Source organism: Streptomyces sp. NPDC032721 (assembly GCF_055579625.1).
Window position 1 is genome coordinate 138,993 of the sequence record NZ_JBVIMX010000009.1, and the last position, 21,908, is coordinate 160,900.

General features: G+C 70.9%; 22 protein-coding genes. 8 read left to right on the top strand and 14 right to left on the bottom strand.

All coding sequences use genetic code 11. The features are described from left to right. Positions 1-94: 94 nt before the first annotated feature. Complete coding sequence (locus tag ACZ5PB_RS20145; RefSeq protein WP_468692894.1) at positions 95-1,273, bottom strand: alpha/beta hydrolase family protein; 1,179 nt, start codon at positions 1,271-1,273, stop codon at positions 95-97. 217 nt (positions 1,274-1,490) lie between these two features. Next, positions 1,491-2,021 (bottom strand): P-loop NTPase family protein, encoded by a 531-nt coding sequence (locus tag ACZ5PB_RS20150; RefSeq protein WP_468692896.1) that lies wholly within the window; start codon positions 2,019-2,021, stop codon positions 1,491-1,493. Positions 2,022-2,185: 164 nt separating this feature from the next. Between ACZ5PB_RS20150 and ACZ5PB_RS20155 the strand changes: the two genes are divergently transcribed. After that, the gene (locus tag ACZ5PB_RS20155) at positions 2,186-2,791 is read left to right on the top strand and encodes a hypothetical protein (protein WP_468692898.1); all 606 of its coding nucleotides are present in this window, start codon (positions 2,186-2,188) and stop codon (positions 2,789-2,791) included. Positions 2,792-2,806: 15 nt separating this feature from the next. Here ACZ5PB_RS20155 and ACZ5PB_RS20160 read toward each other — a convergent pair whose 3' ends face one another. Together ACZ5PB_RS20160 and ACZ5PB_RS20165 are read right to left on the bottom strand one after the other, a co-directional pair. Beyond that, the gene (locus ACZ5PB_RS20160; protein ID WP_468692899.1) at positions 2,807-3,433 is read right to left on the bottom strand and encodes a histidine phosphatase family protein; all 627 of its coding nucleotides are present in this window, start codon (positions 3,431-3,433) and stop codon (positions 2,807-2,809) included. A 24-nt stretch (positions 3,434-3,457) separates the two neighbouring features. Next, positions 3,458-4,192: a TetR/AcrR family transcriptional regulator gene (locus ACZ5PB_RS20165; RefSeq protein WP_468692901.1), complete on the bottom strand. Its 735-nt coding sequence runs from the start codon at positions 4,190-4,192 to the stop codon at positions 3,458-3,460. Between the two features lie 241 nt (positions 4,193-4,433). Between ACZ5PB_RS20165 and ACZ5PB_RS20170 the strand changes: the two genes are divergently transcribed. After that, the gene (locus ACZ5PB_RS20170) at positions 4,434-6,116 is read left to right on the top strand and encodes an ATP-binding cassette domain-containing protein (RefSeq protein WP_468692902.1); all 1,683 of its coding nucleotides are present in this window, start codon (positions 4,434-4,436) and stop codon (positions 6,114-6,116) included. Positions 6,117-6,161: 45 nt separating this feature from the next. Here the strand turns inward: ACZ5PB_RS20170 and ACZ5PB_RS20175 are convergent, their stop codons facing one another. Continuing rightward, positions 6,162-7,691, bottom strand: coding sequence for an aminotransferase class V-fold PLP-dependent enzyme (locus tag ACZ5PB_RS20175; RefSeq protein ID WP_468692904.1), 1,530 nt, complete (start codon positions 7,689-7,691; stop codon positions 6,162-6,164). Between the two features lie 162 nt (positions 7,692-7,853). Here ACZ5PB_RS20175 and ACZ5PB_RS20180 point away from each other — a divergent pair, with 162 nt between their 5' ends. Both ACZ5PB_RS20180 and helR read left to right on the top strand, forming a co-directional pair. Further along, positions 7,854-8,240, top strand: a complete 387-nt coding sequence (locus ACZ5PB_RS20180) for a VOC family protein (RefSeq protein WP_468692905.1) — start codon at positions 7,854-7,856, stop codon at positions 8,238-8,240. Positions 8,241-8,461: 221 nt separating this feature from the next. Beyond that, the gene (gene helR, locus ACZ5PB_RS20185; RefSeq protein WP_468692907.1) at positions 8,462-10,633 is read left to right on the top strand and encodes an RNA polymerase recycling motor ATPase HelR; all 2,172 of its coding nucleotides are present in this window, start codon (positions 8,462-8,464) and stop codon (positions 10,631-10,633) included. An 18-nt stretch (positions 10,634-10,651) separates the two neighbouring features. Here helR and ACZ5PB_RS20190 read toward each other — a convergent pair whose 3' ends face one another. Further along, positions 10,652-11,380 (bottom strand): 2-phosphosulfolactate phosphatase, encoded by a 729-nt coding sequence (locus ACZ5PB_RS20190; protein WP_468692909.1) that lies wholly within the window; start codon positions 11,378-11,380, stop codon positions 10,652-10,654. A gap of 128 nt (positions 11,381-11,508) precedes the next feature. Between ACZ5PB_RS20190 and ACZ5PB_RS20195 the strand changes: the two genes are divergently transcribed. Beyond that, positions 11,509-12,066, top strand: coding sequence for a DinB family protein (locus ACZ5PB_RS20195; RefSeq protein ID WP_468692910.1), 558 nt, complete (start codon positions 11,509-11,511; stop codon positions 12,064-12,066). 28 nt (positions 12,067-12,094) lie between these two features. Here ACZ5PB_RS20195 and ACZ5PB_RS20200 read toward each other — a convergent pair whose 3' ends face one another. Further along, positions 12,095-12,847, bottom strand: coding sequence for an alpha/beta fold hydrolase (locus ACZ5PB_RS20200; protein ID WP_468692911.1), 753 nt, complete (start codon positions 12,845-12,847; stop codon positions 12,095-12,097). A 76-nt stretch (positions 12,848-12,923) separates the two neighbouring features. Between ACZ5PB_RS20200 and ACZ5PB_RS20205 the strand changes: the two genes are divergently transcribed. After that, positions 12,924-13,502 (top strand): TetR/AcrR family transcriptional regulator, encoded by a 579-nt coding sequence (locus ACZ5PB_RS20205; protein ID WP_468692913.1) that lies wholly within the window; start codon positions 12,924-12,926, stop codon positions 13,500-13,502. On the opposite strand, the gene ACZ5PB_RS20210 is transcribed toward ACZ5PB_RS20205, so the two are convergent. The 7 genes from ACZ5PB_RS20210 to ACZ5PB_RS20240 form a co-directional block, all read right to left on the bottom strand. Next, complete coding sequence (locus tag ACZ5PB_RS20210; RefSeq protein WP_468692915.1) at positions 13,496-13,834, bottom strand: hypothetical protein; 339 nt, start codon at positions 13,832-13,834, stop codon at positions 13,496-13,498. The genes ACZ5PB_RS20205 and ACZ5PB_RS20210 overlap by 7 nt on opposite strands. A 40-nt stretch (positions 13,835-13,874) precedes the next feature. Further along, entirely contained in the window at positions 13,875-14,255 is a 381-nt protein-coding gene (locus ACZ5PB_RS20215; RefSeq protein WP_468692917.1) for a DUF6009 family protein, read from the bottom strand. A gap of 157 nt (positions 14,256-14,412) precedes the next feature. Then, entirely contained in the window at positions 14,413-16,065 is a 1,653-nt protein-coding gene (locus ACZ5PB_RS20220; RefSeq protein WP_468692920.1) for a DNA primase family protein, read from the bottom strand. Further along, positions 16,062-17,180, bottom strand: coding sequence for a bifunctional DNA primase/polymerase (locus ACZ5PB_RS20225; RefSeq protein ID WP_468692921.1), 1,119 nt, complete (start codon positions 17,178-17,180; stop codon positions 16,062-16,064). Before ACZ5PB_RS20225 ends, ACZ5PB_RS20220 begins: the two co-directional genes overlap by 4 nt. A gap of 803 nt (positions 17,181-17,983) precedes the next feature. Then, positions 17,984-18,748 carry a hypothetical protein gene (locus ACZ5PB_RS20230; protein ID WP_468692923.1) on the bottom strand — a complete coding sequence of 255 codons (765 nt, stop codon included), beginning with the start codon at positions 18,746-18,748 and terminating at the stop codon, positions 17,984-17,986. After that, the gene (locus ACZ5PB_RS20235) at positions 18,745-19,554 is read right to left on the bottom strand and encodes an ATP-grasp domain-containing protein (RefSeq protein ID WP_468692924.1); all 810 of its coding nucleotides are present in this window, start codon (positions 19,552-19,554) and stop codon (positions 18,745-18,747) included. The genes ACZ5PB_RS20230 and ACZ5PB_RS20235 overlap by 4 nt, the downstream gene beginning before the upstream one ends. A 194-nt stretch (positions 19,555-19,748) precedes the next feature. Continuing rightward, positions 19,749-20,126: a MerR family transcriptional regulator gene (locus tag ACZ5PB_RS20240; RefSeq protein ID WP_468692926.1), complete on the bottom strand. Its 378-nt coding sequence runs from the start codon at positions 20,124-20,126 to the stop codon at positions 19,749-19,751. Positions 20,127-20,843: 717 nt separating this feature from the next. Here ACZ5PB_RS20240 and ACZ5PB_RS20245 point away from each other — a divergent pair. Beyond that, entirely contained in the window at positions 20,844-21,350 is a 507-nt protein-coding gene (locus ACZ5PB_RS20245; protein WP_468692927.1) for an ATP-binding protein, read from the top strand. A gap of 124 nt (positions 21,351-21,474) precedes the next feature. Beyond that, positions 21,475-21,906 carry a protein-tyrosine phosphatase family protein gene (locus ACZ5PB_RS20250; protein ID WP_468692929.1) on the top strand — a complete coding sequence of 144 codons (432 nt, stop codon included), beginning with the start codon at positions 21,475-21,477 and terminating at the stop codon, positions 21,904-21,906. The last annotated feature ends 2 nt before the right edge of the window (positions 21,907-21,908 follow it).

Below are 21,908 nucleotides of genomic sequence, written 5' to 3' on the forward strand. Positions count from 1 at the left end.
CTTCGTCCGCACATCGGCGATGCAGTTCCACGGAACCTCCTCCAATCCGTCAGGTACGTCAGATACGTCAGGGACATCGGGCCCACCGGGCACGTCAGGTGGTCGGGAACGAACGCGTTATCTCCGGCAGCGAGCGCTGGAACGCCGCATAGTGACTGACCTCGCCCTGGTCGACGACCCGGGCCCTCCCCCCGTGCGCCGCCAACTGCCGCGCGCAGGTATCGCTGTTGGCGATGGGTACGTCACGGTCGCCCGTCGCGCTGTAGAGGGTGACGGGGACATCCGGCTTCCACTCGCAGGTGAAGTCATTGGCGCGCATCGCCCTCAGCAGGGGCCCGTCCAGGTGCTGGAGCTTCTCGTACCACTGGTCGGTGAGCAGTTCCCGCAAGGTCGCGGGCAGCTTTCCGGCGATCTGGTCGGCGGGGTGGTTGCTGTCGAAGAGCTCCTCCACATAGCCGTCGTACGGGGCCCGGAAGACCTCGCTCGGGTCGGCGTAGAAGTGGTGCAGGCGGTTCTGCGCGGTGAGGTAGTAAGCGGTGTAGAAGACGGCCGCCCCGGGGCCGACCCGTCCGTCGAAGAGCCCGGGCAACTGGCTGCCCTCGACGTCGTACGCGCCGCCGACCGCTGCCACTCCGCGCAGTTGGAAGCGGCGGTCCTGTCCGGAGTCCAGTGCGCGGGCCAGCGCCATGGCCACTTGCCCGCCCTGCGAGAAGCCCGTGGCGTACACCCGCCCGTCGAGCGACCGGCCCAGCTTCGGTGCTGCCGTGTGTGCGGCGCGGAGCATGTCGAGGGAGGCGGTGGCCGCAGAGCGGTTGTCCATGTAGGGGTGGGTGCCAGGTCCCGTGCCGAGGCCCAGGTAGTCGGGGGCGACGGTGGCACGGCCGGCCGAGGCGTAGAGCCGTGAGACCGTACGGTCCGGGCCTTCCGCGACCGAGGCCGCGTAGCCCCGGTAGGCCAGGGTCCCGTGACCGTGGACGACGGCGGGCAGCCGGTGCGCACCGCCGCCGCGCGGGAGGGCGAGCAGCCCGGACGCAGTGGTCGGTCTGCCGTCCGGGGTGACGGTGCGGTAGCTGATGCGGTACGCGGCGACGGCATACCGGACGGTGTCGGCCGGATACCCGGCCTTCCGCGCTTCCTCGACGATGTCCGCGCTGTCCCGCTCCCCGAGCGGCGTCACCGAAATCAGCTCGCCCCGTACGTACGTGCCGTCAACTCCCGCTGCCGCGGCGGATTCCGCCGGTAGCCCGACGAATGCCGCGAGTACGGCCGACACCCCTATCGCCACCGCCCGTGGCCGCAAGCTAGGCCGCGCCCCGCGGCCTTTCACCGCCCTGCCATCCGCGCCGTATGCGCCATCTGAGCCGTGCTTGCCGTTCCTGCTCCGTGTCCCGCCCCGAAGTGATCTCATGTCAAAAAGGCTAGGGACCGCCGCCCCTCCCCGGAATGCGGTCCACCGCACACTTCCCCTGCGGTAAACCGCACCCCTCGCGTCAGTCCTCCGCCACCCCGCCCGCGAGCCCCGCTTCGTACATCACCCGGTCGACCGTCTCGCGCAGGGAACTTGCGGCGGGGATCACCGTCTCGATGCCCCCGGGGAGGAGGTCGCGCGGCCGGTACCACTCGCGCAGCACGTCCACGGCGACCTCGTCGGCGATCGGCTTGGTGGCGTGCCGGGTCACGGTCTCCTCGAACGGCACGTCCAGGTAGTACCAGTGGCTGCGGGCGCGGTAGTCGGCGAGCAGTCCGGCGAGCATCTCGCCGTAGCGGTCGGCGTACAGGATCCCTTCGAGGACCGTGTGGAAGCCGTGTTCCAGGGCGTGCCGGACGGTGAGGTCGATCAGGCCGATGTTCGCGCCACCGGGAATGTCACGTTCGCGGAGCACCACCCGGCGCAGGTTGTCCTGCCCCACCAGGGCGATGCCCCGCCCGTACCGCTCACGCAGCCCGGCGGCGACCGAGCTCTTGCCGGAGGCACTGTTGCCGCGCAGCACCACGAGCCGTGTCGGGGAAGCAGTCGTCACCCGGGGAGGCTACCCATCGGCCTCGCTCTGCCGGAGCTCCGTGCCTGAGTCGAACCGGGTCCCGCTCACCCGGCCATGTCACAAGAGCGTCACATCCCTCACACCATGTTCACGAGAGCGCGAGGATCGCCCCACCACCACCGCTCTCACCCAGGGACCGCCGCATGAGCCAGCAGTACTCACCACAGCCTCCCTACGGCTATCAGCCGCCCCCACCGCCCAGGAACACCCGCAAGACAGCGCTGATCATCCTGCTGTCCCTCGCAGGCGGCGCCGTCGCTCTGATCGTGCTCGTCAGCGCGTTCGCCGCGTCCCGCATCGACACCACACCGAAGAAGGCACCGGCCGCCAACTCGCAGCCCGAGCAAGCTGAGCAGGCTGAGCAAGCCCAGCAGCCCGAGCAGCCCGCTCCCCAAGAGAAAACAGCACCGGCACCCGAAGCCGCGGCCGACGACTCGGACGACGAACCCCCCGCCGAAAAGCCGGAGCCCACTCAGGCCGACCAGTTCAAGGCATCCATCGCCAAGTCAGGCACCGCGGCGGAGAAGGCCGCGGCCAAGCACGTGACCAAGGTCCAGGGCGCCGACAAGCGGAACGACATCATGGACATCGCGGAGATCCACACCGACTACACCGGCGGGCTCCTCGGCCCCAACAGCGGAAACGGTAAGCTCCTCGCGTCCGCGTTCGCCGAGTGGAAGACCTCGGCCAACGGCCTCGTCACCGTGTACGACGCGAAGGGCGAGATCCTCGCCAACGGGAACTACTAGCCGCACCTCGGTACCTCAACCGAGGTGCCGGGTGTCCCCCAGCCGTACGACCGCCCGGTTGTGGAAGAAGTCGTCCTCGTGCAGCGTCGTGATGCTGCCCGAGGGCGCACGGAAGTTGACATAGCCCGCCGACTCGATGGGCATCTTGATCCACGCGGCCACGACGAACGTCAGCGACCCGCCGTGCGTCACGACGATCTGGTGTCCGCACGGGCGCCGCAGGATGTCGTCCATGGATGCGTAGACGCGCCGCATCCACTCCCCCTTCGTCTCGGCCCCCGCCACGCCCTCGTCGTGGTCCATCCGCTCCCCTACGGCAGGCGGCGGAACGAATCGCCGGTCCAGCCACTCCTGCGGCCGTCCCCCCGCCTCACCGTAGGACTTCTCGCGCAGCCCGGCGTCCAGTACCGGTTCCACGCCGAACAGTTGGCCCACCTCCTGCGCCGTCCGCCGGGTGCGCTCCAGGTCCGAGGAGAAGAGCTCCACCTCGGCGTCGTCGGGAATCTGCTCCCGCAGCGCACCGGCGATGGCGGTCGCCGCGCGGACACCGGCGGGCGTCAGGTGCGAGTCGTGCCATCCGCCGACGACGCCCTCGACGTGATGCGTCGCCTCGGGGTGGGTGACGACGTACAGGGTGCGCATGGGTACTTGCCTTCCGGTCAGGTCTTACGGTCGTACGGAGTCAGCTGTTCGGGCCTGCGGCGCGACGGTAAGCTCCCCCGGCTCCAGCGGTTCCGGCAGTTCCGGCAGGCCCGGCAGTTCCGGCAGGCCCGGCAGCTCCAGGCGGCCCTCGGCCAGCGCCACCGTCGAGGAGACCAGCGCCCCTAGGCAGGCGAGTTCCGCCACGTCGTCCCGCAGCGCCAGCCGCCGCAGGACGAGCCCGTCGAACCCGGCCAGGAAGAACCGTGCGAGCGCCTGAGCCGGCTGGGCGAGCGGACGGCCGGTCCGCTCGCCGGCCCGTTCGCCGGCCCGTGCCAGGACCCGCACCGTCACGTCAGTCACCTCAAGTACGTCGCGACAGTGGCCCCCGCCCACGTCGCCCGGGCGGGGCGTCGTACGCAGCACGGACATGGTCAGTTCGTTCAACAGCCAGTACTTCGCCGGCTCGTCGCGTGCGGTCCGCCACAGTGCGGCTGCCAGCTCGGCGATCGTCTCGGCAAAGGTCCCGCCCTTCGGCGCGGACCGCTCGATCAGTGCGATCCGCTCGTCCGCGAGGTGCTTGAGCACCGCACGGTACAGATCCTCCTTGGCCCCGAACGCGTAATGGACGGTCGCCTGGGCCACCCCGAGCTCCGCTGCGATGGCACGGGTGCTGCCTGCCGCGACGCCCTCCCTGGACATGAGGTCGATGGCCGCTCTGATCAGCTGGGGTCGGCGTTCGGCCGCCGGGACGTGTGCCACGGGAGACACGGTATCGACCTGACCGACCGGCCAAGCCCCGCTCGCTCAGACTCTCTTCATCAGACCTCTCTTCCTCAGACCTCTCTTCGTCAGACCCCCTTCAAACGAGCGATCACCCGACCCGAACCCCATAACTGGGCGACTTCCACCAAGAGTTCGGAGATTCCGGGCATGGTAGAACAAAGCCGCCACACCCGAGGGAGTTCCTGGAGCCCGGGATCCCCGCGAGAAGGAGTCGCCAGTGACCACCACCTCAGAGGGCCTGCGGATCGACGCCGTCCGGATCTCCCAGGACGTACCCGGCGCCGGACGCGTCCTGCGCGACATCTCGCTGGCCCTGCCGCCCGGCCAGGTCACGATGATCGCGGGGAGCAGCGGCGCGGGCAAGACGGTGCTGCTGCAGACCCTCGCCGGACTCCAACCGCCCTCCGAGGGAACGGTGTTGCACGAGGGCCTGGCGCCCGGGCCGCCGGGTCCCGAGTTCGGGTTCGTGCCGCAGGAGGACATCGTCCACCAGGAGCTGCCGCTCGCCCGCACCCTCACCTATACGGCCGGCCTGCGCATGCGCCCCGGCACCCCGGCGGACGAACTGGCCGGGGCGGTACGCCGGGTGATGGGCGAGCTCGGCCTCGCCCACCGGGCGGACACCCCGGTACGCGCCCTGAGCGGCGGCGAACGCAAGCGCGCGGGCATCGCCGCCGAACTCCTCACCCACCCCCGGGTGCTCTTCCTGGACGAGCCGACCTCCGGCCTCGACCCCGTCACCGGCGCCGAACTCCTCACCACTCTGCGGGAGTTGACTGCCTCCGGCACGACGGTCGTCCTCACCACCCACGCCCTGGCCGACCTCGCACGCGCCGACCGGGTGGTGTTCCTCTCGCCGGACGGCGAGATCGCCTACGCGGGCGCCCCCGAGGGCCTGTGCCCGGCGTTCGGGGTCGCCACCCCCGAGGAGGTGTACGGAGCGGTGGCACGCGGCGCCCGCGCGACGAGCACCGCCCCCGCGCCCGACCCCGCCCCCGTACGACAGCCCGCACAACAACCCTCACCACAAGCTACGCAGCCGCCCCGCCCGAGCGCCGTGCACCAATGGGCACTCCTCACCCGTCGCGGCACCGCACTCCTCCTGCACAACAAGCTCTCGGTCGCGGTCCTGGCCGGATCGCCACTGATGATCATCGCGATGTTCGCCGTCCTCTTCCGGGCCGGAGCGTTCACTCCCGCAACGTCCGAGCCCGGCTCCACCGCGATGATCATGTTCTGGATCGCGTTCGGCGCCTTCTTCTTCGGGCTGACGTACGGGCTGCTCCAGATCTGCACCGAGCTGCCCGTGCTGCGCCGCGAGTGGCTGGCGGGGCTGCGGATCGGGCCGTACGTGGCCTCCAAACTGACCACCGTCCTGCCGGTGCTCGCGGTCGCGGACGCAGCGCTGCTCGCCGTGCTGCGGGCGCTCGACCGGCTGCCGTCGGCGAGTTGGGGAACGTACCTCTCGCTCTTCGTGACGAGCGTCCTGGCCTCGGCCGCCGCACTGGCCCTGGGGCTGCTGGCCTCGGCGGCGGTGACGGACCCGAGCCAGGCCACGCTGATGCTGCCGCTGCTGTGCTTCCCGCAGGTGCTGTTCTCGGGCGCGTTTGTGCCGGTGCCGCGCATGACGGTGGCCGGGGAGGCGCTGAGCTGGGCGATGACCAACCGCTGGGCGTTCGAAGCGCTGGGCAGCGGCATCGGCCTTGAGTCCCTGTGGAGCAGCGGCGGCTCCCCGCTGGGCCCGCCGCTGCTCCAGTCGTACGGCGATACGTTCGCGCACCCGGCGAGCCGGGGCTGGCTGGCCCTCGCCGGTTTCACGGTGGTGTTCCTGGCACTGACGTGGTGGGTGCTGGCGCGCAAGTGCCGTCAGGGAATGGCACGCGGGCGCGCCGGGAAATAGCCGGGACCGGAAAGCAGCCGGCCCGTCACCGGCCATCACCGGCCGTCAACAGCCCTCGCGCGGCGCCAGTCCCTCCGTGTCGACGGTCCGGTCCCGGTAGGCACCGATCACGAACGCCAGGAAGGCATCGATGTCACGCGGCTGCGTGGCGATGCCCATCGAGAGCCTTATCGCCCCGGCCGACGGCAGCCCCAGCACCACCAGATAGTCCTCCAGCGAAGCCAGCCGGGCCCGGGCGGCCAGCCGCAGCCGGCGCGGCGGCAGCCGCAGGGCCGCCTCCCCGGCACCCGGGTTGCAGAAGCAACCAGTGCGAAGGGATATGCCGTGCCGGGCGCTCTCGGCGGCGACCAGGCGTTCGTCGACGACCCGGCCCGCCGCGTCGAGGACGTTCAGCGCGACCGTCGCCCCGCGCGGCGCTCCGCTGCGGTCGGGCCCTGGACCGTACACCCGGATCAGCGGCGACCCGTCGCTGTGCCTCAACTCACCGAGCGCGCCGAGTAGTTGGGTGGTGAGCACGGTGACGTGGCGGTGGATGCGGCCGAGGCCGAGGGAGTCGATCCAGGCGAGGCCCGCCGTCACGTCGGGCAGGGCGAGGAAGTTGACGGTGCCGTCCTCGAACGCGGCCTCACCGTCGCTCAGCACGTGCCACTGCGCCCCCGCGCTGACCGCGTGTACGGTCCCGCCGGAGAACCACGGCCTCCGCAGCCGCGCGAGGGCCTCGCGGCGGGCGACGAGGCTGCCCACCCCGGTCGGGTGGCCGAAGACCTTGTACCAGCTGACCACCGTGAAGTCGGGATGCACCCGGCTGAGGTCCAGCGGATTGGTCGGCGCGAAGGCGGCGGCGTCGAGCAGGACGTCGTACCCGCGCTCCCTGATCCGCCCGATCCACTCCAGCGGGTGCTGGACCCCGGTGAAGTTGCTCTGCGCCGGGTACGCGAACAGCCCGTGCCGCGTGGCGGGCAGCGCGGCCCTCAGCCGCCGGGTGTCGATCCTCAGCTCAGGACCGGCCAGCGGTACGTACGTCACCCGCGCGCCCTTGGCTCGGGCGTACTCGCGCAGCCCGTTGACCGAGTTGTGGTTGTCGAGCGACATCACCAGCCGGCTGCGCGCACCGAACGGGTACGCCTCGCCGATCAGCCGCAGGGCCCCGGTGGCGTTCGGCGTGAAGATCACGGCGTATTCGGCGGGGTCGGCCCTGAAGTGGCGCAGCACGGCCGCCCTGGCCTCGGCGATGAGCACGCCGGATGCCCGGGAGGTGGGGTTCTCGGAGTGGGGGTTGCCGTAGCAGCCCGCGGTGATGCGCGCGGCGGAGGCCCGGACCAGCGAGCGGGGCGGCAGACCGGCGCCGGTGTGGTCCAGGTAGTAGTGACCGCCCTCGTCGAGGTACCCGAATTCGGTGGCCCGGAGGTCGGCGAAATCAGTTTTGGCATCGTTGTCGTGCGACACGTCGTGCGATACGGCTTGCGATACGCCGTGCGATACGTCTGCGGAAACGCAGGCGGATACGTCGGAATCGTTCGGCGGAACCCCGACGGGCCTCAGCGGCTGCCCGGTCGAGCGTGCGGTGCTGTCCACTTGCTCCTCCTTCGCGCGATCCCTTCCATCATGGAACGGTTCAGCACGGCAAGGGCTGTTGAACGGAGAACTACGCTCTGGTGGAAAACGTGCCGAGGAAAGAGGAGGAATGAGAACGCACACACGGAAATCCCTGTCCAAGGCAAACCCCGGAGAGCACCCATGAAGATCCACCGCACCAGCGTCTTCGTCGACGACCAGGAGAAGGCCCTGCGCTTCTACACCGACGTGCTCGGCTTCGAGAAGAAGCAGGACGTCCCACTGGGCGAGCACCGGTGGCTGACCGTCGTCTCGCCCGAGGCTCCCGACGGGACCGAACTGCTGCTGGAGCCCGCCGGGCACCCCGTGGTGTGGGCGTACCGTGACGGCCTGGCCAAGGAAGGCATTCCGCTCGCGGCCTTCGCCGTGGACGACGTACCCGCCGAGTACGAGCGGCTGCAGGCGCTCGGGGTGCGCTTCACCCAGGAGCCGCTGGAGATGGGTGCGGTCACCACCGCCGTACTGGACGACACCTGTGGCAACCTGATCCAGCTGCTGCACACAGCGTGACGGCGCCCCCGTGACAGGCGCCCCGTGAAGGCGCCCCCATGACCGCGCCCCACAAAAAAGAAGGGCAAGAAGAGCTTTCACTCCCTTGCCACTCTTAAGTTATAGCCCAAGGGGGGGCTTGCCACAAGGCCCCGGTCCTGCCGCACAATCCTCGCCTAGGCCGCTGTGGCCTGCACTGATGCGACGAGGAGCTTCCACAGGTGCGAGCGGGAACCGCTGACATGACCACGAACTCGAACCCACTGACCACCGGGGCGTTCGACCTGCCCGACCACCTGTCCCCCAAGGCCGACCCCGCCCTGATCGGCGCCGACGAGAAGCACTTCGCCGCCCTCGCGGAAAGCCTCGACCGGTCGATCGCCGAGCTGACCGACCGCCTCGCCACCCTGCGCAGGGCCCCCGGCGGGGCCGGCCGGGAGGCGATGGACCGGGACAACGAGATCCACCGCCTGACCGCCCGGCTGCGCGGCCTGAGCCGCTTCGGCATGGACCTGTGCCTGGGCCGCATCGTCGCCGAGGACGACCCGGAGCCCCTCTACATCGGCCGCCTCGGCCTCACCGACGACGAGGGCCGCCGCCTCCTCGTCGACTGGCGCTCCCCCGCCGCCGAGCCGTTCTTCGCGGCCACCCACGCCAACCCGATGGGTCTGGCGAGCCGCCGCCGCTACCGCTGGACCCGCGGCCGTATCGGCGACTACTGGGACGAGGTGTTCACCGAGGACGGCTTCGAGGGGCACGCCGCCCTCGACGACCAGTCCGCGTTCATCGCCAGCCTCGGCAGCAACCGCTCGTCGCGGATGCGCGACGTGCTCGGCACCATCCAGTCCGACCAGGACGCCATCATCCGCGCGAGCTCGCGCGGCGCCCTGGTCGTCGACGGCGGCCCGGGTACGGGAAAGACGGTCGTCGCGCTCCACCGCAGCGCGCACCTCCTGTACGCGGACCCGCGCCTGGGCCACCGGCGCGGCGGCGTGCTGTTCGTCGGCCCGCACCGCCCGTACCTGAATTACGTCTCCGACGTGCTGCCGAGCCTCGGCGAGGAGGGCGTGCAGACGTGCGTGCTCCAGGACCTCGTCACCGAGGGAGCCACCGCCCTCCCGGAGACGGACCCCGAGGTGGAGCGGCTGAAGTCGACGGCGGACATGGTCAGGGCGATCGAGAAGGCCGTCGCGTTCTACGAGGAGCCGCCCACCGAGGCCCTGACCGTATCGACCCCCTGGGACGAGGTACGGCTGACCGCCGCCGACTGGGCGGAGGCGTTCCGCGCGGCGGACCCGGGCACCCCGCACAACGAGGCGCGCGAGCAGATCTGGGAGGAGCTCGCCACGATCCTCTACGACAAGCACGGCGCGGACGAGGACGAGGTCCCGCCGGAGCTGTTCCGGCGCGCGCTGCGGGCGGACCGCGAACTGGTCACGACCCTCAACCAGGCGTGGCCGCTGCTCGAAGCGGCGGACCTGGTCAGCGACCTGTGGACGGTCCCCGCGTACCTGCGGATGTGCGCGCCCTGGCTCAGCAAGGACGAGGTGCGCACGCTCCAGCGCAAGGACGCCCCACAGGCCTGGACGGTGTCCGACCTGCCGCTCCTCGACGCGGCACGGCAGCGCCTGGGCGACCCGGAGGCTGCCGTACGTCAGCGTCGGCAGGCCGCCGCGCTGGCCGCCGAGCGGGCCCGGATGGCCGACGTCATCGACAACATCCTTGAGGCCGACGACGACGGCGAGGGCGCGGTGACGATGCTGCGCGGCGGTGACCTGCGCAGCAGCCTGGTCGACGAGAGCGCCGTACCGACCGCCGACCCGGACCTGCTCGCGGGTCCGTTCGCGCACATCGTGGTGGACGAGGCCCAGGAACTGACGGACGCCCAGTGGCAGATGCTGCTGCTGCGCTGCCCGTCCCGGAGCTTCACCATCGTCGGCGACCGCGCCCAGGCCAGGCACGGGTTCACGGAGTCGTGGGAGGAGCGGCTGGAGCGGGTCGGCCTGGACCGGATCAAGATGGCCGCGCTGAGCGTCAACTACCGGACGCCGGAAGAGGTCATGACGGAGGCGGAGCCGGTCATCCGGGCGGCGCTCCCGGACGCCAACGTCCCCACCTCCATCCGCAGCAGCGGCATCCCGGTCCTCCACGGCCCGGTCTCGGACCTGGAGTCGATCCTCGACAGCTGGCTCGCCGACCACTCCGACGGCGTCGCCTGCGTCATCGGCGACCCCACGTTCGCGGAGACGTCGCGGGTGCGCTCGCTGACCCCGTCGCTGTCGAAGGGCCTGGAGTTCGACCTGGTCGTACTGGTCGACCCGGAGGACTTCGGTACGGGCATCGAGGGAGCGGTGGACCGCTACGTGGCGATGACCCGGGCGACCCAGCAACTCGTCGTCCTCACGAGTTCATGAGCTCGTGAACTCATGAACTCACGACACGGGTCGCGATACCGGGGCCGGGACCGCACGGAGGACCATGAGCGAGTCCTCCAGCCCCGCCACCATGGCGAAGGGGAACCGGTCGAGTTCGAGGCAGAGTTCGACGTCGTCGGGGTGAACTCCCTGCCGTACCCCCTCCGTCAGCTCGAAGGCGGCCCGTGACCCGGCGGCCCGGCGGAGGTACGGGGCGGACTCTGCGGCTTCCGTGGCATCCGCTCCGTCCCCGGCGGCCCCGGCCCTGAGGGCGATGTACTCGCAGCACGCCAGGTCCTCGTCGGCCCGCCCGTCCTCGCCGGTGACCACGTACGTGACGCTGTCGCCCGCCCGCGACCTCAGCACCCGGGCCGTCGCCTCCGCCACCACGAAACTGGCGCACAGCACCAGCTTCGCGTCCTTGACCGCGAGGGCACCGACCGTGCCCGCCGTGGTCTTCTGCACGACGGTCCGCCCGCCGAGGTCGATGGAGCGCAGCATCCCCGGCGAGTTGACGGTGTCGAACCCGGGCGCGACGGGACCGTCCTTGATCGCCACCCAGTCCGGGTGGCGGCCCTTCAGTGCCAGGGCCTCGTCCAGCGACTCGGCGAGAACTATCCGTTCCGCCCCCTGGGCGAAGGCCCAGGCCGCCACCGTGAACGCGCGCAGGACATCCACCACGACCGCCACAGAAGGGACTTCGGCCAGCTCGGCGACACCGGCGATACCAAGGAATCGATTGTCCATCCGGTCATGATCACGCACGGCCCACCGGAAAACCGCTATGTAGGACACGATCTGACCTCGATGCGGCCTAGCTTGTCTCTTGTCCGCAGGAACAGGAAACAGCAACCGAAGAACCGGAAGGCGGAGCCATGACCTCCAACGACCTGCCCGCAACCCCCGCTGTCACCACCGTCGCCGCAGCCCCCGCCGTCACCGCCCTCACCGGCGAGCGCGCCGAATGGCTCGAAACGCTGACCAAGCACCGGTACTTCCTCCGCTTCACCACCCGCGACCTCACCGACGAGCAGGCCGGACAGCGGACCACCGCCAGCACGCTGTGCCTGGGCGGACTGATCAAGCACGTCACCGGCGTCGAGCGGGGCTGGGCGGACTTCATCCGCAACGGCGCCGCGAAGACGGAGGAGACCGACTGGGCGGAGCAGAAGGAGTTCCAACTGCTGCCCGGCGAGACCCTCGCCGGAGTGCTGGCCGACTACGCCGAGGCGGCCAGGGAGACCGACGAACTCATCGCCACCGTGCCCGATCTGAACGCCGCACAGCCGCTGCCGCCGGCCCCCTGGTTCGAGCCCGGCGCACAGTGGTCGGTACGCCAGGTACTGATGCACATCGTCACGGAGACCGCCCAGCACTCCGGCCACGCCGACATCATCCGCGAATCCCTGGACGGCGCCCAGAGCATGGCCTGACCGGGTGCGGCCGGGGCCTGCCGGACGGTCAGGCCATCAGCTCGCGCTCAGCTTCACGCTCCGCGACGACCGCCGCGTCCAGCACCGTCCGCGCGAGCTTCCTGGGCTGCCCCAGCGGACTGAGGTGCCCGTGCCCCGGCCACACCGCGAGGCGCCCGTCCCGGCAGGCCGCGAGAAACGCCCGCTCGTCACTGCGGAAGGGGTCACGGGCACCGTTCACCAGCCAGACCGGACCGGGGTACGAGGCGAGCGCGGCGGGCGCGTCCAGCGCGCCGACGGCGTCCCACACGTCCGACCACACCTCGCTGGACAGACCGCCCGCACTCATCGCCGCCGCCGCGGGCGGAGGAAGCATCCGGCGGAAGCCCCGGAGGCTGATGCGGTCGCCCACCTCGGGGTACCGGGCGGCCAGCATGACCGGCGCCCGGTAGACGGCGGCGAACGCCCCACGGGGGCTCGCCGTACAGCCGAGGGCCACGACTCCGGCGGTCCGCCCGGGATGGCGGGCGGCAGCCGCCATCGCGACGTACCCGCCGAGGGAGAGCCCGACCAGCAGGGCCCGCCCGCCGAGCCGGTCGACGGCATCGGCCGCCGCCTCCACGGCGCCGTCCATGGTGAACCTCTCGCCTCGCCGTCGCCCGTGCCCGGGCAGATCGGGGGCACCGACCGGGCGGTGCTCACCGACGATGTCCATGACGGGCTGCCACATGGTGCGACTGACCCGGGTGCCGTGCAGAAAGACGACGGGCAGGGGCGCGGCTGACTCCTGGTGCTGTGTCATGCCCCGCACGCTAACACCAAATGCAACGCAACGTTGCGTTTCTTTTCGGCCACTCCCCTTGCTACCCTTGCGCCCCATGAGCGACGACCCCCGCCGTATCTCCGCCCCCCGCAAGTCCCGCGAGATCTTCGACGCCACCCTGGCCCTCCTCCAGGAGAAGGGGTACGAAGGCCTCACCGTCGAGGGCGTCGCCGAGCGCTCCGGCGTCAACAAGACGACGCTCTACCGCTATTGGCCCTCCAAGGGAGCCCTGCTCGGCGCGGCACTCCTGCACGGCACCCCGCTCGCCCTGACCGTCCCCGACACGGGCACCCTCCAGGGCGACCTGGAAGCCCTCCTGGGCGGCATCGTCACCATGCTCACCGCCCCGCCCGCCGCCGCCATCGCGGTCGCCTCGCTCGGCGCGGCCACCCAGGCGCCCGAACTGGCCGCGCACGCGAGGGAGTTCTTCGCGGACCGGCTCGCCCGCGAACAGCCGGTGTTCACCCGCGCGGTGGCCCGGGGGGAACTGCCCGAGGACGCCGACCCGGCTCTCCTCGTGGATCTGCTGGCGGGCGCGGCCTGGATGCGGATCGTCTTCCGTCAGCTGCCGCTCGAAGCGGACTTCACGGCCCGCGCCGTACGCACAGTGCTCCGGGGTGCCCTGAACTACTGAACAGCCGTCCCGGCCCCCTCCATCGCCTCCCGCAGCATCGCCACCGTCGCACCCGCCGCGGCCCGCTCGGTCTCGTCCTCGCTGCCGAGGGCCCGCTCCTCCAGGAGTACGACGGCGGCCTGAAGCACTCCGAGGTGCACGGGAACGGTCCGCACCCCCGCGAGCGCTGCCCGCGCCCGGTCGGCCGCCGAGTCAGGGACCGGTACGGGGCCCGACGGGATCAGCGTGGCGACCCCCCGCCCGAGCGCGGGGCGGTCACGGTCGCGGGGCGGCGGCAGCGGCTGCCGGGAGTCACTGTCGCGGAACGGCTGCTGGGCCGGAGCTGTGGTCACGCACCCAGTTTCCCCCGGGGAAGCCCCCGGGCTCGGCCGTTCAGGGCATCGCTATGGCAGCGGCCGAGCCGAGCTGGGAGCGGGGGGTCTTCTCGCCGACCTTCTGCGGGTCGATGGTGCGCGGGTCGACGGCCTCGCCGGGGGCGCCCTCCGCGTAGTAGCCGGTGGGGGCGGTGTCGCGGTCGTGCGGCAGCAGGAAGAAGACGCGGCGCTTGTGCAGGCCGCTGTCGGGGTCGGCCTCGGCGTGCTCGTCGAGCTCGGTGTAGCCGACGAGGCGGCCGTCGCGGGCGTAGCGGGGCTTGCCGCGGCGGCGGGGGGTCTTGTCGAGGGCCTGGCGTACGTAGTCGAGGTCGTCGGGGCTTTCCAGCCACACCACCGCATTCTCGTGGGCGAGATCGCTCTCGTTCAGTAGCGAGCTCATGGCTGAAGCCCCTCCTCGTTGTTTCCGGCCACGCTCAGGCCTTGGTTTTCTGGCCCCTGGCCGGGTCCTGTCGTCGGGCCCCGTCGGTGCGCGTGCCCGGAGGCCCGGTACCCATCGTAAGGCTGCCCGCTGTTGCGGCACAGTGCACGCATGGGCGTCATGTGATTACCGGGCCGTTCGAAGCAACCAAAACGGCCGGATCGTCGTCGTCGGCGAGCAGGCCGAGTCCCGGGTAGTACTTCTTTCCGCTGGACTTCATCATGTCGTTCGGCGACGCCAGGCCGAGCTCCTGACGGATGCGGCTGGCGAAGGAACGCGAGGTCGCGGGCCTGATTCCCTCGCTGGCGTTGCACCAGGTGCCGTACGCGGCGTACAGCACGCCCTGCTCCACGCGGAGGTCGGAGGGGCGGTCGTGGCCGTTCGCGGAGGGCGGGCTCTTGACGCAGCATTCCTTGAGGAACCGGCCGATGTGGTCCTCCGTGGATTCGTACGCTTCCGTGGCCATCCGTACGGAATCCGGACCGGTGAGCGGATCCCGGGTCTCCAGGTAGTTCATCGCGCCCTCGATGAGCCAGTGGAGGATTCCGGGCCCTTCGTCCCTCACGAGTTCGAAGGCCAGATTGTCGATCTTGTGCTTGTTCGGCACGACCCGTTCGAAGGGGATCAGCCGGATGCGGCGCCAGAAGGCGTGGCCGCCGGTGCCGACCTCGGGGCGGTGGTTGCCGAGCAGCCAGAGCTTGTGGGTGGGGGCGAACGAGAAGTAGTCCTGGCGCATCCGGCGGGCCTTGATGCGGTCGCCGCCGGTGAGCAGCTTGACCCGGGACTCGTCGAACTTGTCGTTGGGCTTGAGCTCGGAGCAGACCATGATGCGCCGCCCGTGCAGTTCGGTGAGCTCGGTGGAGTGCTCGGAGAACTTGCCCTTCTCCATCAGGAAGCCGGGCGGCGCCGCGTCGGCGTAGTCGCCCAGGATCTGGATCATCACGTCCAGCAGCACCGACTTGCCGTTGGCACCGGCGCCGAAGAGGAACGGCAGGACCTGCGCGCCGACGTCCCCGGTGATCGAGTAGCCGAGCAGCAGGTGCAGGAACCCGATGGTCTCCAGGCCCTTTTCGTCGTCGCCGAAGGTGTCGCGGAGGAACTTGTGCCAGCGCGGCGTCGGCATGTTCTCGGGCGCCACGCTGGTGGCCCGGGAGTGCCGGTCGGTGATCGGGCTGGGCTTGCGCATGTCGCCGGTGTGCAGGTCGACGACGCCCTCGGGGGTGCACAGGGCGTACGCGTCGCCGTCCAGGACGTCCGGGTCCAGGGTCAGCGCGGGGGACGCCTTCGCCTGGGTGAGCAGGGCCTTCATGCCGGGGGTCGACATGGTGCGCTTGCGGTGGGCGTAGAGCTCGCGGTCGCTGAAGAAGCCGCGCGGGTCCTGCGCGGGCATCTGCTCGGCCATGTCCCCGGCGGCCCACAGCGCGGCCTTCTCACCGCCGGTGCGCTTCCACCGGTACTGGTCCCAGGAGTACCAGCCGAGCCCCTCGACGTGGCGGAACTGGTCGCCGTACAGCTGCGCGAACAGCTTGGCGTTGCCCCTGTCGGTGAGCATGTTCGGGAGCATCCCGAGCTCGTCGTGGTACGGCTCGTTCACCACGGCCGCCCCGGACGGGGCGTGCTGCCCGGGGGGCTGTCCGTGTCCGGTGACCTGCTGGGCGGGAAGTGCCGTGCCGGGGCCCGCAGTGTCCAAATCCGGGTCCGGGACCGGGAATTCGAGCATCTGCTGAGCGGCGGCAGTGGCGTCGAAGCTCGTGCTCTCGGCGCTGCTCATGGGCGTCCTTGGGGGTGAAGCGGTCGGGTGGCACCTGCGGCAAGGGCGGAGTCGATGATCGTGGTGTTGCGCTGCGGCTGGTGCGGGCGGGCCGCCTGCGCTGCCTGCGCCAGGAGTTCGCGTACGACCGGATCGGCGAGGTGGCCGCCGGCCACCAGACCTCCCGCGGTGTACGCGGCCCTGTTGAGCTTCTCGGTGAAGCTCGCGCCCTCCTGGACGGCCGCACAGGCCGCGACCTCGGCCAGGAGAGGCTCCAGGAGCCGTTCTGCGGCCCTGGGGGCACGTCGGGGGCGGAGACGGGGGTGGGGCACACCAAAGGGCCTTGACGGGGCGTCTGTGGCTTTCTGGACGTCAGTGGTGCCCGCGGGGTCCCCGGTGGTGTGCCCGGTACGGGTCAGTTCGGCGGCCAGCCAGTCCGGCAGCGGCGCGGGCATCCTGGCCTCGCCCACCGGTACGTAACCGCCCTGCGGGGTGCGGTTGGTGGGCGCGACGATGTACCCGTTGTCGGCCCGGATGTCGACCTGCCAGGCGAGGGCGACCCGGGGGCTCGAACCGGTGGAGGAGCGGTAGCGGGTCTCGGGACGGGTGTTCCGGTACCAGATGTGCAGACCTCCCGAGGGGGTGCGTACGCGGAGGGTCGTGGCGTCCTGGGCCGGGTCCGGCTGCTTCCGGTACGCGGCCAGCAGGGCGAGGGTGTCGAAGCCGGAACCCAGCCCGGTCAGGTCGACCCTCGGGTGGATCGGGATGCCCGGCAGCAGCCGGGCGCGGTCGGGGACCTCGGCACTGTGCGCGTCGACGTCGAGCACGACCAGGTCCGCGGGCCCGCAGGCGACACCCACGCCCATGGCCGGGTGGGCGCCCCACCAGGCGTCGATCCGGGCCCGGTCGGTGGTCGCGGCCCGGAAGCCGTGGCACCAGCGGCCCGCCCCGATGCACGGGCAGTCCTGCGGGCAGCGCCCGGCTTCCCGGCAGGCGGTGCAGTTGGCCGCGGGCGTTTTCCGGCCGGGGGCCAGGGGGTGCACCGGCCAGCCGTTGCCCGCGCACCAGCGTGCAACGGCGTGCGCCCGCACGGTCCCTGACGGGAGGGGGCTACTGGTCTCACCGTGGCGCGGCACGCGGTCGTCCTTGTCGGGGTCAGAGGTCGTGCGTTCTGGTGCGTTCAGTCCCTGCAAGTAAAAGCGCTGGTCAGCGCCCTGAGGGTACCTGTATGAGGGACTGAAGGGACTGAACTTTCCTATGAGGTCCTGAGCCTAGCGCAAGGGTCGGCAATCTCCGCGGGGAACTGCCGTTGTATCAGTTCTTCAGTCCCTTGAGTCCCTTTGGGCCGTCGGCGGGCGAGCGGTCTTCGTGCCGGCGCGCTCGGAGGGGCCTCAAAGCAGTCCCGCACGGGCAACGGCGGGCCCGGGGCCGGTGGTCCCGTTCAGGTCCGTACAGATGGCCGAAAGTCGGGCTCTTCTCCGTATTTCTGGACCGAGGGACGGAAGGACCGGGGACCGTGCGGTTCAGTCCCTGCCCTTCAGTCCCTCGGTAAACCCGCAGGTCAGCGGGTTGCGCCCCGCTGTAACAGGGCCTGAAAGGGACTGAAGGGACTGAATTTCCTAGTTATCAGCGCTTCAGGCTTATACCTGTCTACTACACGCGTCCGCATACACACGCGCACACAATTGGGATGGATACTGCAAAGTTGAGTCCCTTCAGTCCCTCAGTCCCTTGATCAGATTTACCTTCACCCCTCTGACCTGGGCTTTTATCGAGGGACTGAACGGAGGGACCGAAACGCTCAGTCCAGTCCCTCCGTCCCGTCCCCGCCACGAAAGTGGTCGCGGAAGGGCACGCACAGCCGCCCCTCGCGCATGTGTTCTGCCGGGTCTCTTCAGTCCCTTTCCCTCCGGCCGGCCCAGTGGCCGACCGTCGCGGGTCACCCGACCCAGGACGAGGGATCGACCGGATGGACCTCCAGGCCCGGTGCGGCGAGGAGTGCGTTGATGCAGGCCTCGGTGCCGCCGACGTAGGTGCTCTTCAGGTCCGTGTCGCTGCCGACGCACCAGGCCCGGTCCTCGGGCCACCACAGGTCGGGCAGCTCGATGTAGTCGGTCCAGCGCCAAAGGACGCTGCCGGGCCCGGCCTCCGACGGCGAGGTGACTTCGGCCAGCGTCCCGCCGAGCAGGACGCGGTCCCGGTGCGGGGTGTCGAAGGCGGGCACGTCCTCGGGCCAGTCGTACGTCCCGTAACCGCGCCAGAGGCCGTACCAGCACCGCTCAGGGGTCCGTGTGTGCTCCGCGAGCGCCGCGGCCAGGGGACGGGCGACAGAGGGCGGTGTCGGGCCTTCCCAGGCCATCTCGTCCCAGACGCCGGGCAGTCCGTCCTGCTCCGGGGCCTCGTAGGGGGCGTCCGCGCCGACCAGCTGGTACCACCAGGTCTCCCCGCCGACGGCTCCGAAGGCTTCGCGGTACGCCGGGTACGCCTCGGCCACCGCGTCCCAGCGGACCGGGCGGCCGTCGAGCTCTGCCGGGTGCAGCACGCGCGCGTACGCGGGGAAGCCGGGCGCGCAGATCCCGGCCACGGTGCCGAACAGTCCGTCGTCGGGCTGCGCGTCGAGGATCCACCGTGCGGGGGTGAGATCGAACTGGACTCGGAGCCTGCCGTAGCGGCCGGGGGCGTCTTCCGGGCGGGTCGGTGTCATAGGAATCTCCTGTCGTCCCCGGTCACCCGGTCCGGTGGTCCTGCCGCGCGCAGGACCACGTCCAGGGCCCGGTCCGGGTCGGCCGCGTAACAGCTGCTGAACCACGCCATGTTCGCCTCGACGACCGCCCACTCGCCCGTCGACAGCAGTCCGACGTCCAGGACCACCGCACTCGGCAGAGCCGCCGAATGGGCGCCGAGGAGGCGCTGTGCGAAGGCAAGGGCCGCGTCGGCGTGGTGCCGGGCGCCGGACAGGGGTGCCGGGTCGAGGAGCCCGTAGGTGGCGTACCGGGAGCCGGTGCGGACCTCGCCGTCCAGGACGTACAGCCGGAACTCGGCGGCCCAGGTGACCACCTCGCTGACCTGCACCGGCAGTTCGGGAGGCAGCAGAGGGCCGGAGGGCAGGGCGCGGCCGTCCGGGTACACGGCGGCGGGGAAGCTCTTGTCGGTGGGCGGCTTGGCGAACAGCGGGCCGGGCAGCTTCCGTGCCTCCCCCAGCGTGGACAGGGTGAGGCGGCGGCCGGTGAACTCGTGGGGCAGCGCGCACATCCACCCGTCGTCGGGTGCCAGCAGTGCGACACCGAGACCGTCCCCGGCTCCGGCCGCGTACTTCGGGCCGCCGTAGTAGTGCCGGCTGCCCGTCCGTCCCTCCGGGGCGACTGCCGAGGGACGGACGGGCAGCACCTCCACGGCCATGCCGCGCCGCCGGGCGGCCTCCGCGAGGAGGCCCCGGGTCGGGCTGTACGCAGGCGCCACCGCCAGGGAGTTCCGTGTCTGCTGCTGGGTCACGGGCTCAGACGATGGCATTGCGCGTGCGTACAGGTCCATCGCTTTCTGCGGCATTCCGTCGCTGTCCGCGAGTGCGGGCGAGGGACGGAAGAGGGACCGAAGAGGGACGGAGGGACTGAAGGACCGGGAAATCGAAAAGGATGGAGGAAGGAAAAAATGGGCTGTCCGAGTCGTGACCAATTCCTGGCCAAGTGCGGACAAGTCCCGTTGTGTCAGCCTCCGGCGAGTTCCCCGGAGGTGGGTCGGCGCAGTTCCTTGTTGAGGCGCAGGGCCTCTTCGAGCTGGTCCTCCAGGATCACGATGCGGCACGCGGCGCCCACCGGAGTCCCCTGGTCGACCAGCTCGCGGGCGCGGGCCGCGACACGCAACTGGTAGCGGGAGTACCGCCGGTGGCCGCCCTCGGAGCGCAGCGGGGTGATCAGCCGCGCTTCTCCTATCGCCCGCAGGAAGGCGGGCGTCGCCCCGATCATTTCGGCGGCCCGGCCCATCGTGTAGGCGGGATAGTCGTCGTCGAAACGGTCCCGGAAAGGGGACGGAGAAGGGGCGGGGGACGAAGAGGGGAACGGGGAGTGCTGGTTGTCTACTGTCACTGGCACCTCACTGCTTTCACGGTTGGGGATCAACGCGTAGTGGGGCCCCAGCGCCGTTCGGCACCAGGGCCCCAAGGGAATCAACACCATCTACCGGCCTTAGTGCTGCGCCGGTCCTGAATTTCCGCATTCCGTCCGTGACGGGCCGGACTGCGGGGATCGCGGATGCGTGACCGTGGGACCACCTTCCGTTCCGGGGCCTGCGGTACCCGGGCGGACTTTCACCTCGCCCGGGCGATCCTGATGGCGCGAACCTCTTTCTCTCGGGTGCAACCTCTGGGTACTCGGTCATGCCGGCCGTCCTGCGAACTGCTCGCGGCCCCTGGGACCGCACGACCCGGCAACCAACCACGGGACCCTCGAACTGCCCGGCCCCGCCGTTCCACTGCCGTGCCACAACCTGCTTCGAACCGGCATGCGCGCGGCAATGCGTCGTTGTCCGCCGCGCCTCACTCGACTTCGTGGTTACGCAATGGAATGTAGTCCTGCCACTGCCCGATGTCTACCTCCGCCACAACAGTTTTTCTGGCGGCCGAGGATCCAGAAATCTACAGGCTTCCCCTCTTCGGCCCTCTCAACCCTTGCTTGCCCCATAGCCGTCACTCGTACGAGCTGAATTTCGCATCCGCAATGTGCTCGGGGTGTCTAGGAGCCGATGCATCGGGCATACGCCTGCCTCAGGGCGGTACAACCGATCATGGATTGGGGCGTACGCGCATGAACAGCAAGCAGCTGACCACGGAGCACACCGCACAGCCTGGCCCGCCGACCCCGCGCCTGAGCGCCGTTCCGGATCCCACCGGGGATCCAGGCGTCGGGACGATCCGGGGCAGGGGCGCCGCCGGAGTGCTTCGCGCTCGCAAGGCGGCACGTGCCTTCACCGACCGCCTCTCCCCCGCGCCGGGCCCGGACACGGCCGACACCCTCGTCCTGGTCGTGTCCGAACTCGTCACCAACGCGGTGCGGCACGGCGGCGGCCGGTACACCCTCGCGCTGTCCGCGTCCCCCGACACCCTCACCGTCGCGGTCGGCGACCGCAGCTCGGTACGCCCCCGTCCCCGCACCCCTGATGCGGCAGGTGGTGGCGGCGGGTTCGGCTGGCACCTGGTGGAGCTGCTGGCCGAGGAGGTGACGGTGCTGCCGGGACGGGCGGGCAACCGGGGCGCGGGGCGGGGCAGCGGGCTGCGCGGGAAGACGGTGCGGGCGGTACTCCCCCGCCAGTGACCCCGCCAGTGACCCCCGCCAGCGGCCCCTGGCAGTCCTCCGCCAGGCTTCAACACCCTTCTCCCGGCCTGGATTTGGCCCGTTCCCACCGCTGCCCGCCCCGGGCGCGATCTAGGGTGCTCCCGTGACCGACTCCTGGGAAGCCACTGCCGCCGGAGTACTGCGCCTGCCCTCGGGACGCCTGGTCCGTGGCCGTGGACTGCGCCGACCGCTCCCCGACGGGCCGCCGCCCACGTACGCCGTGTACCTCCTCGGCAAGCAGCCGCCCGAGGTGCCCTGGGAGGCCCGGTGGCTGCGCTGGCCCGACTTCCGGCTGCCGGCCGACCACGGCCGGGCCCGTGAGCTGCTGGCCGAGGCGTGGGAACGTACGACCGCCGACCGGGTCGAGCTCGCCTGCGAGGGCGGGCGTGGCCGGACGGGGACGGCCCTGGCCTGCCTCGCCGTACTGGACGGCGTACCGGCGAGGACGGCCGTGGACTTCGTCCGTGCGCACTACGACCGGCGCGCGGTCGAGACGCCCTGGCAGAAGCGGTACGTACGGCGCTTCGCCGACTGACG

What these genes read in the sequence shown, in the direction of transcription:
- ACZ5PB_RS20155 (WP_468692898.1), top strand. Translation starts at nt 2,186, where the DNA reads ATGAGCCAGCAGTACTCACCACAGCCTCCCTACGGCTATCAGCCGCCC.
- ACZ5PB_RS20195 (WP_468692910.1), top strand. Translation starts at nt 11,509, where the DNA reads ATGACCTCCAACGACCTGCCCGCAACCCCCGCTGTCACCACCGTCGCC.
- ACZ5PB_RS20160 (WP_468692899.1), bottom strand. Translation starts at nt 3,433, where the DNA reads ATGCGCACCCTGTACGTCGTCACCCACCCCGAGGCGACGCATCACGTC.
- ACZ5PB_RS20180 (WP_468692905.1), top strand. Translation starts at nt 7,854, where the DNA reads ATGAAGATCCACCGCACCAGCGTCTTCGTCGACGACCAGGAGAAGGCC.
- ACZ5PB_RS20230 (WP_468692923.1), bottom strand. Translation starts at nt 18,748, where the DNA reads ATGACACCGACCCGCCCGGAAGACGCCCCCGGCCGCTACGGCAGGCTC.
- ACZ5PB_RS20220 (WP_468692920.1), bottom strand. Translation starts at nt 16,065, where the DNA reads ATGAGCAGCGCCGAGAGCACGAGCTTCGACGCCACTGCCGCCGCTCAG.
- ACZ5PB_RS20190 (WP_468692909.1), bottom strand. Translation starts at nt 11,380, where the DNA reads ATGGACAATCGATTCCTTGGTATCGCCGGTGTCGCCGAGCTGGCCGAA.
- ACZ5PB_RS20205 (WP_468692913.1), top strand. Translation starts at nt 12,924, where the DNA reads ATGAGCGACGACCCCCGCCGTATCTCCGCCCCCCGCAAGTCCCGCGAG.
- helR (WP_468692907.1), top strand. Translation starts at nt 8,462, where the DNA reads ATGACCACGAACTCGAACCCACTGACCACCGGGGCGTTCGACCTGCCC.
- ACZ5PB_RS20235 (WP_468692924.1), bottom strand. Translation starts at nt 19,554, where the DNA reads ATGCCATCGTCTGAGCCCGTGACCCAGCAGCAGACACGGAACTCCCTG.
- ACZ5PB_RS20245 (WP_468692927.1), top strand. Translation starts at nt 20,844, where the DNA reads ATGAACAGCAAGCAGCTGACCACGGAGCACACCGCACAGCCTGGCCCG.
- ACZ5PB_RS20215 (WP_468692917.1), bottom strand. Translation starts at nt 14,255, where the DNA reads ATGAGCTCGCTACTGAACGAGAGCGATCTCGCCCACGAGAATGCGGTG.
- ACZ5PB_RS20200 (WP_468692911.1), bottom strand. Translation starts at nt 12,847, where the DNA reads ATGACACAGCACCAGGAGTCAGCCGCGCCCCTGCCCGTCGTCTTTCTG.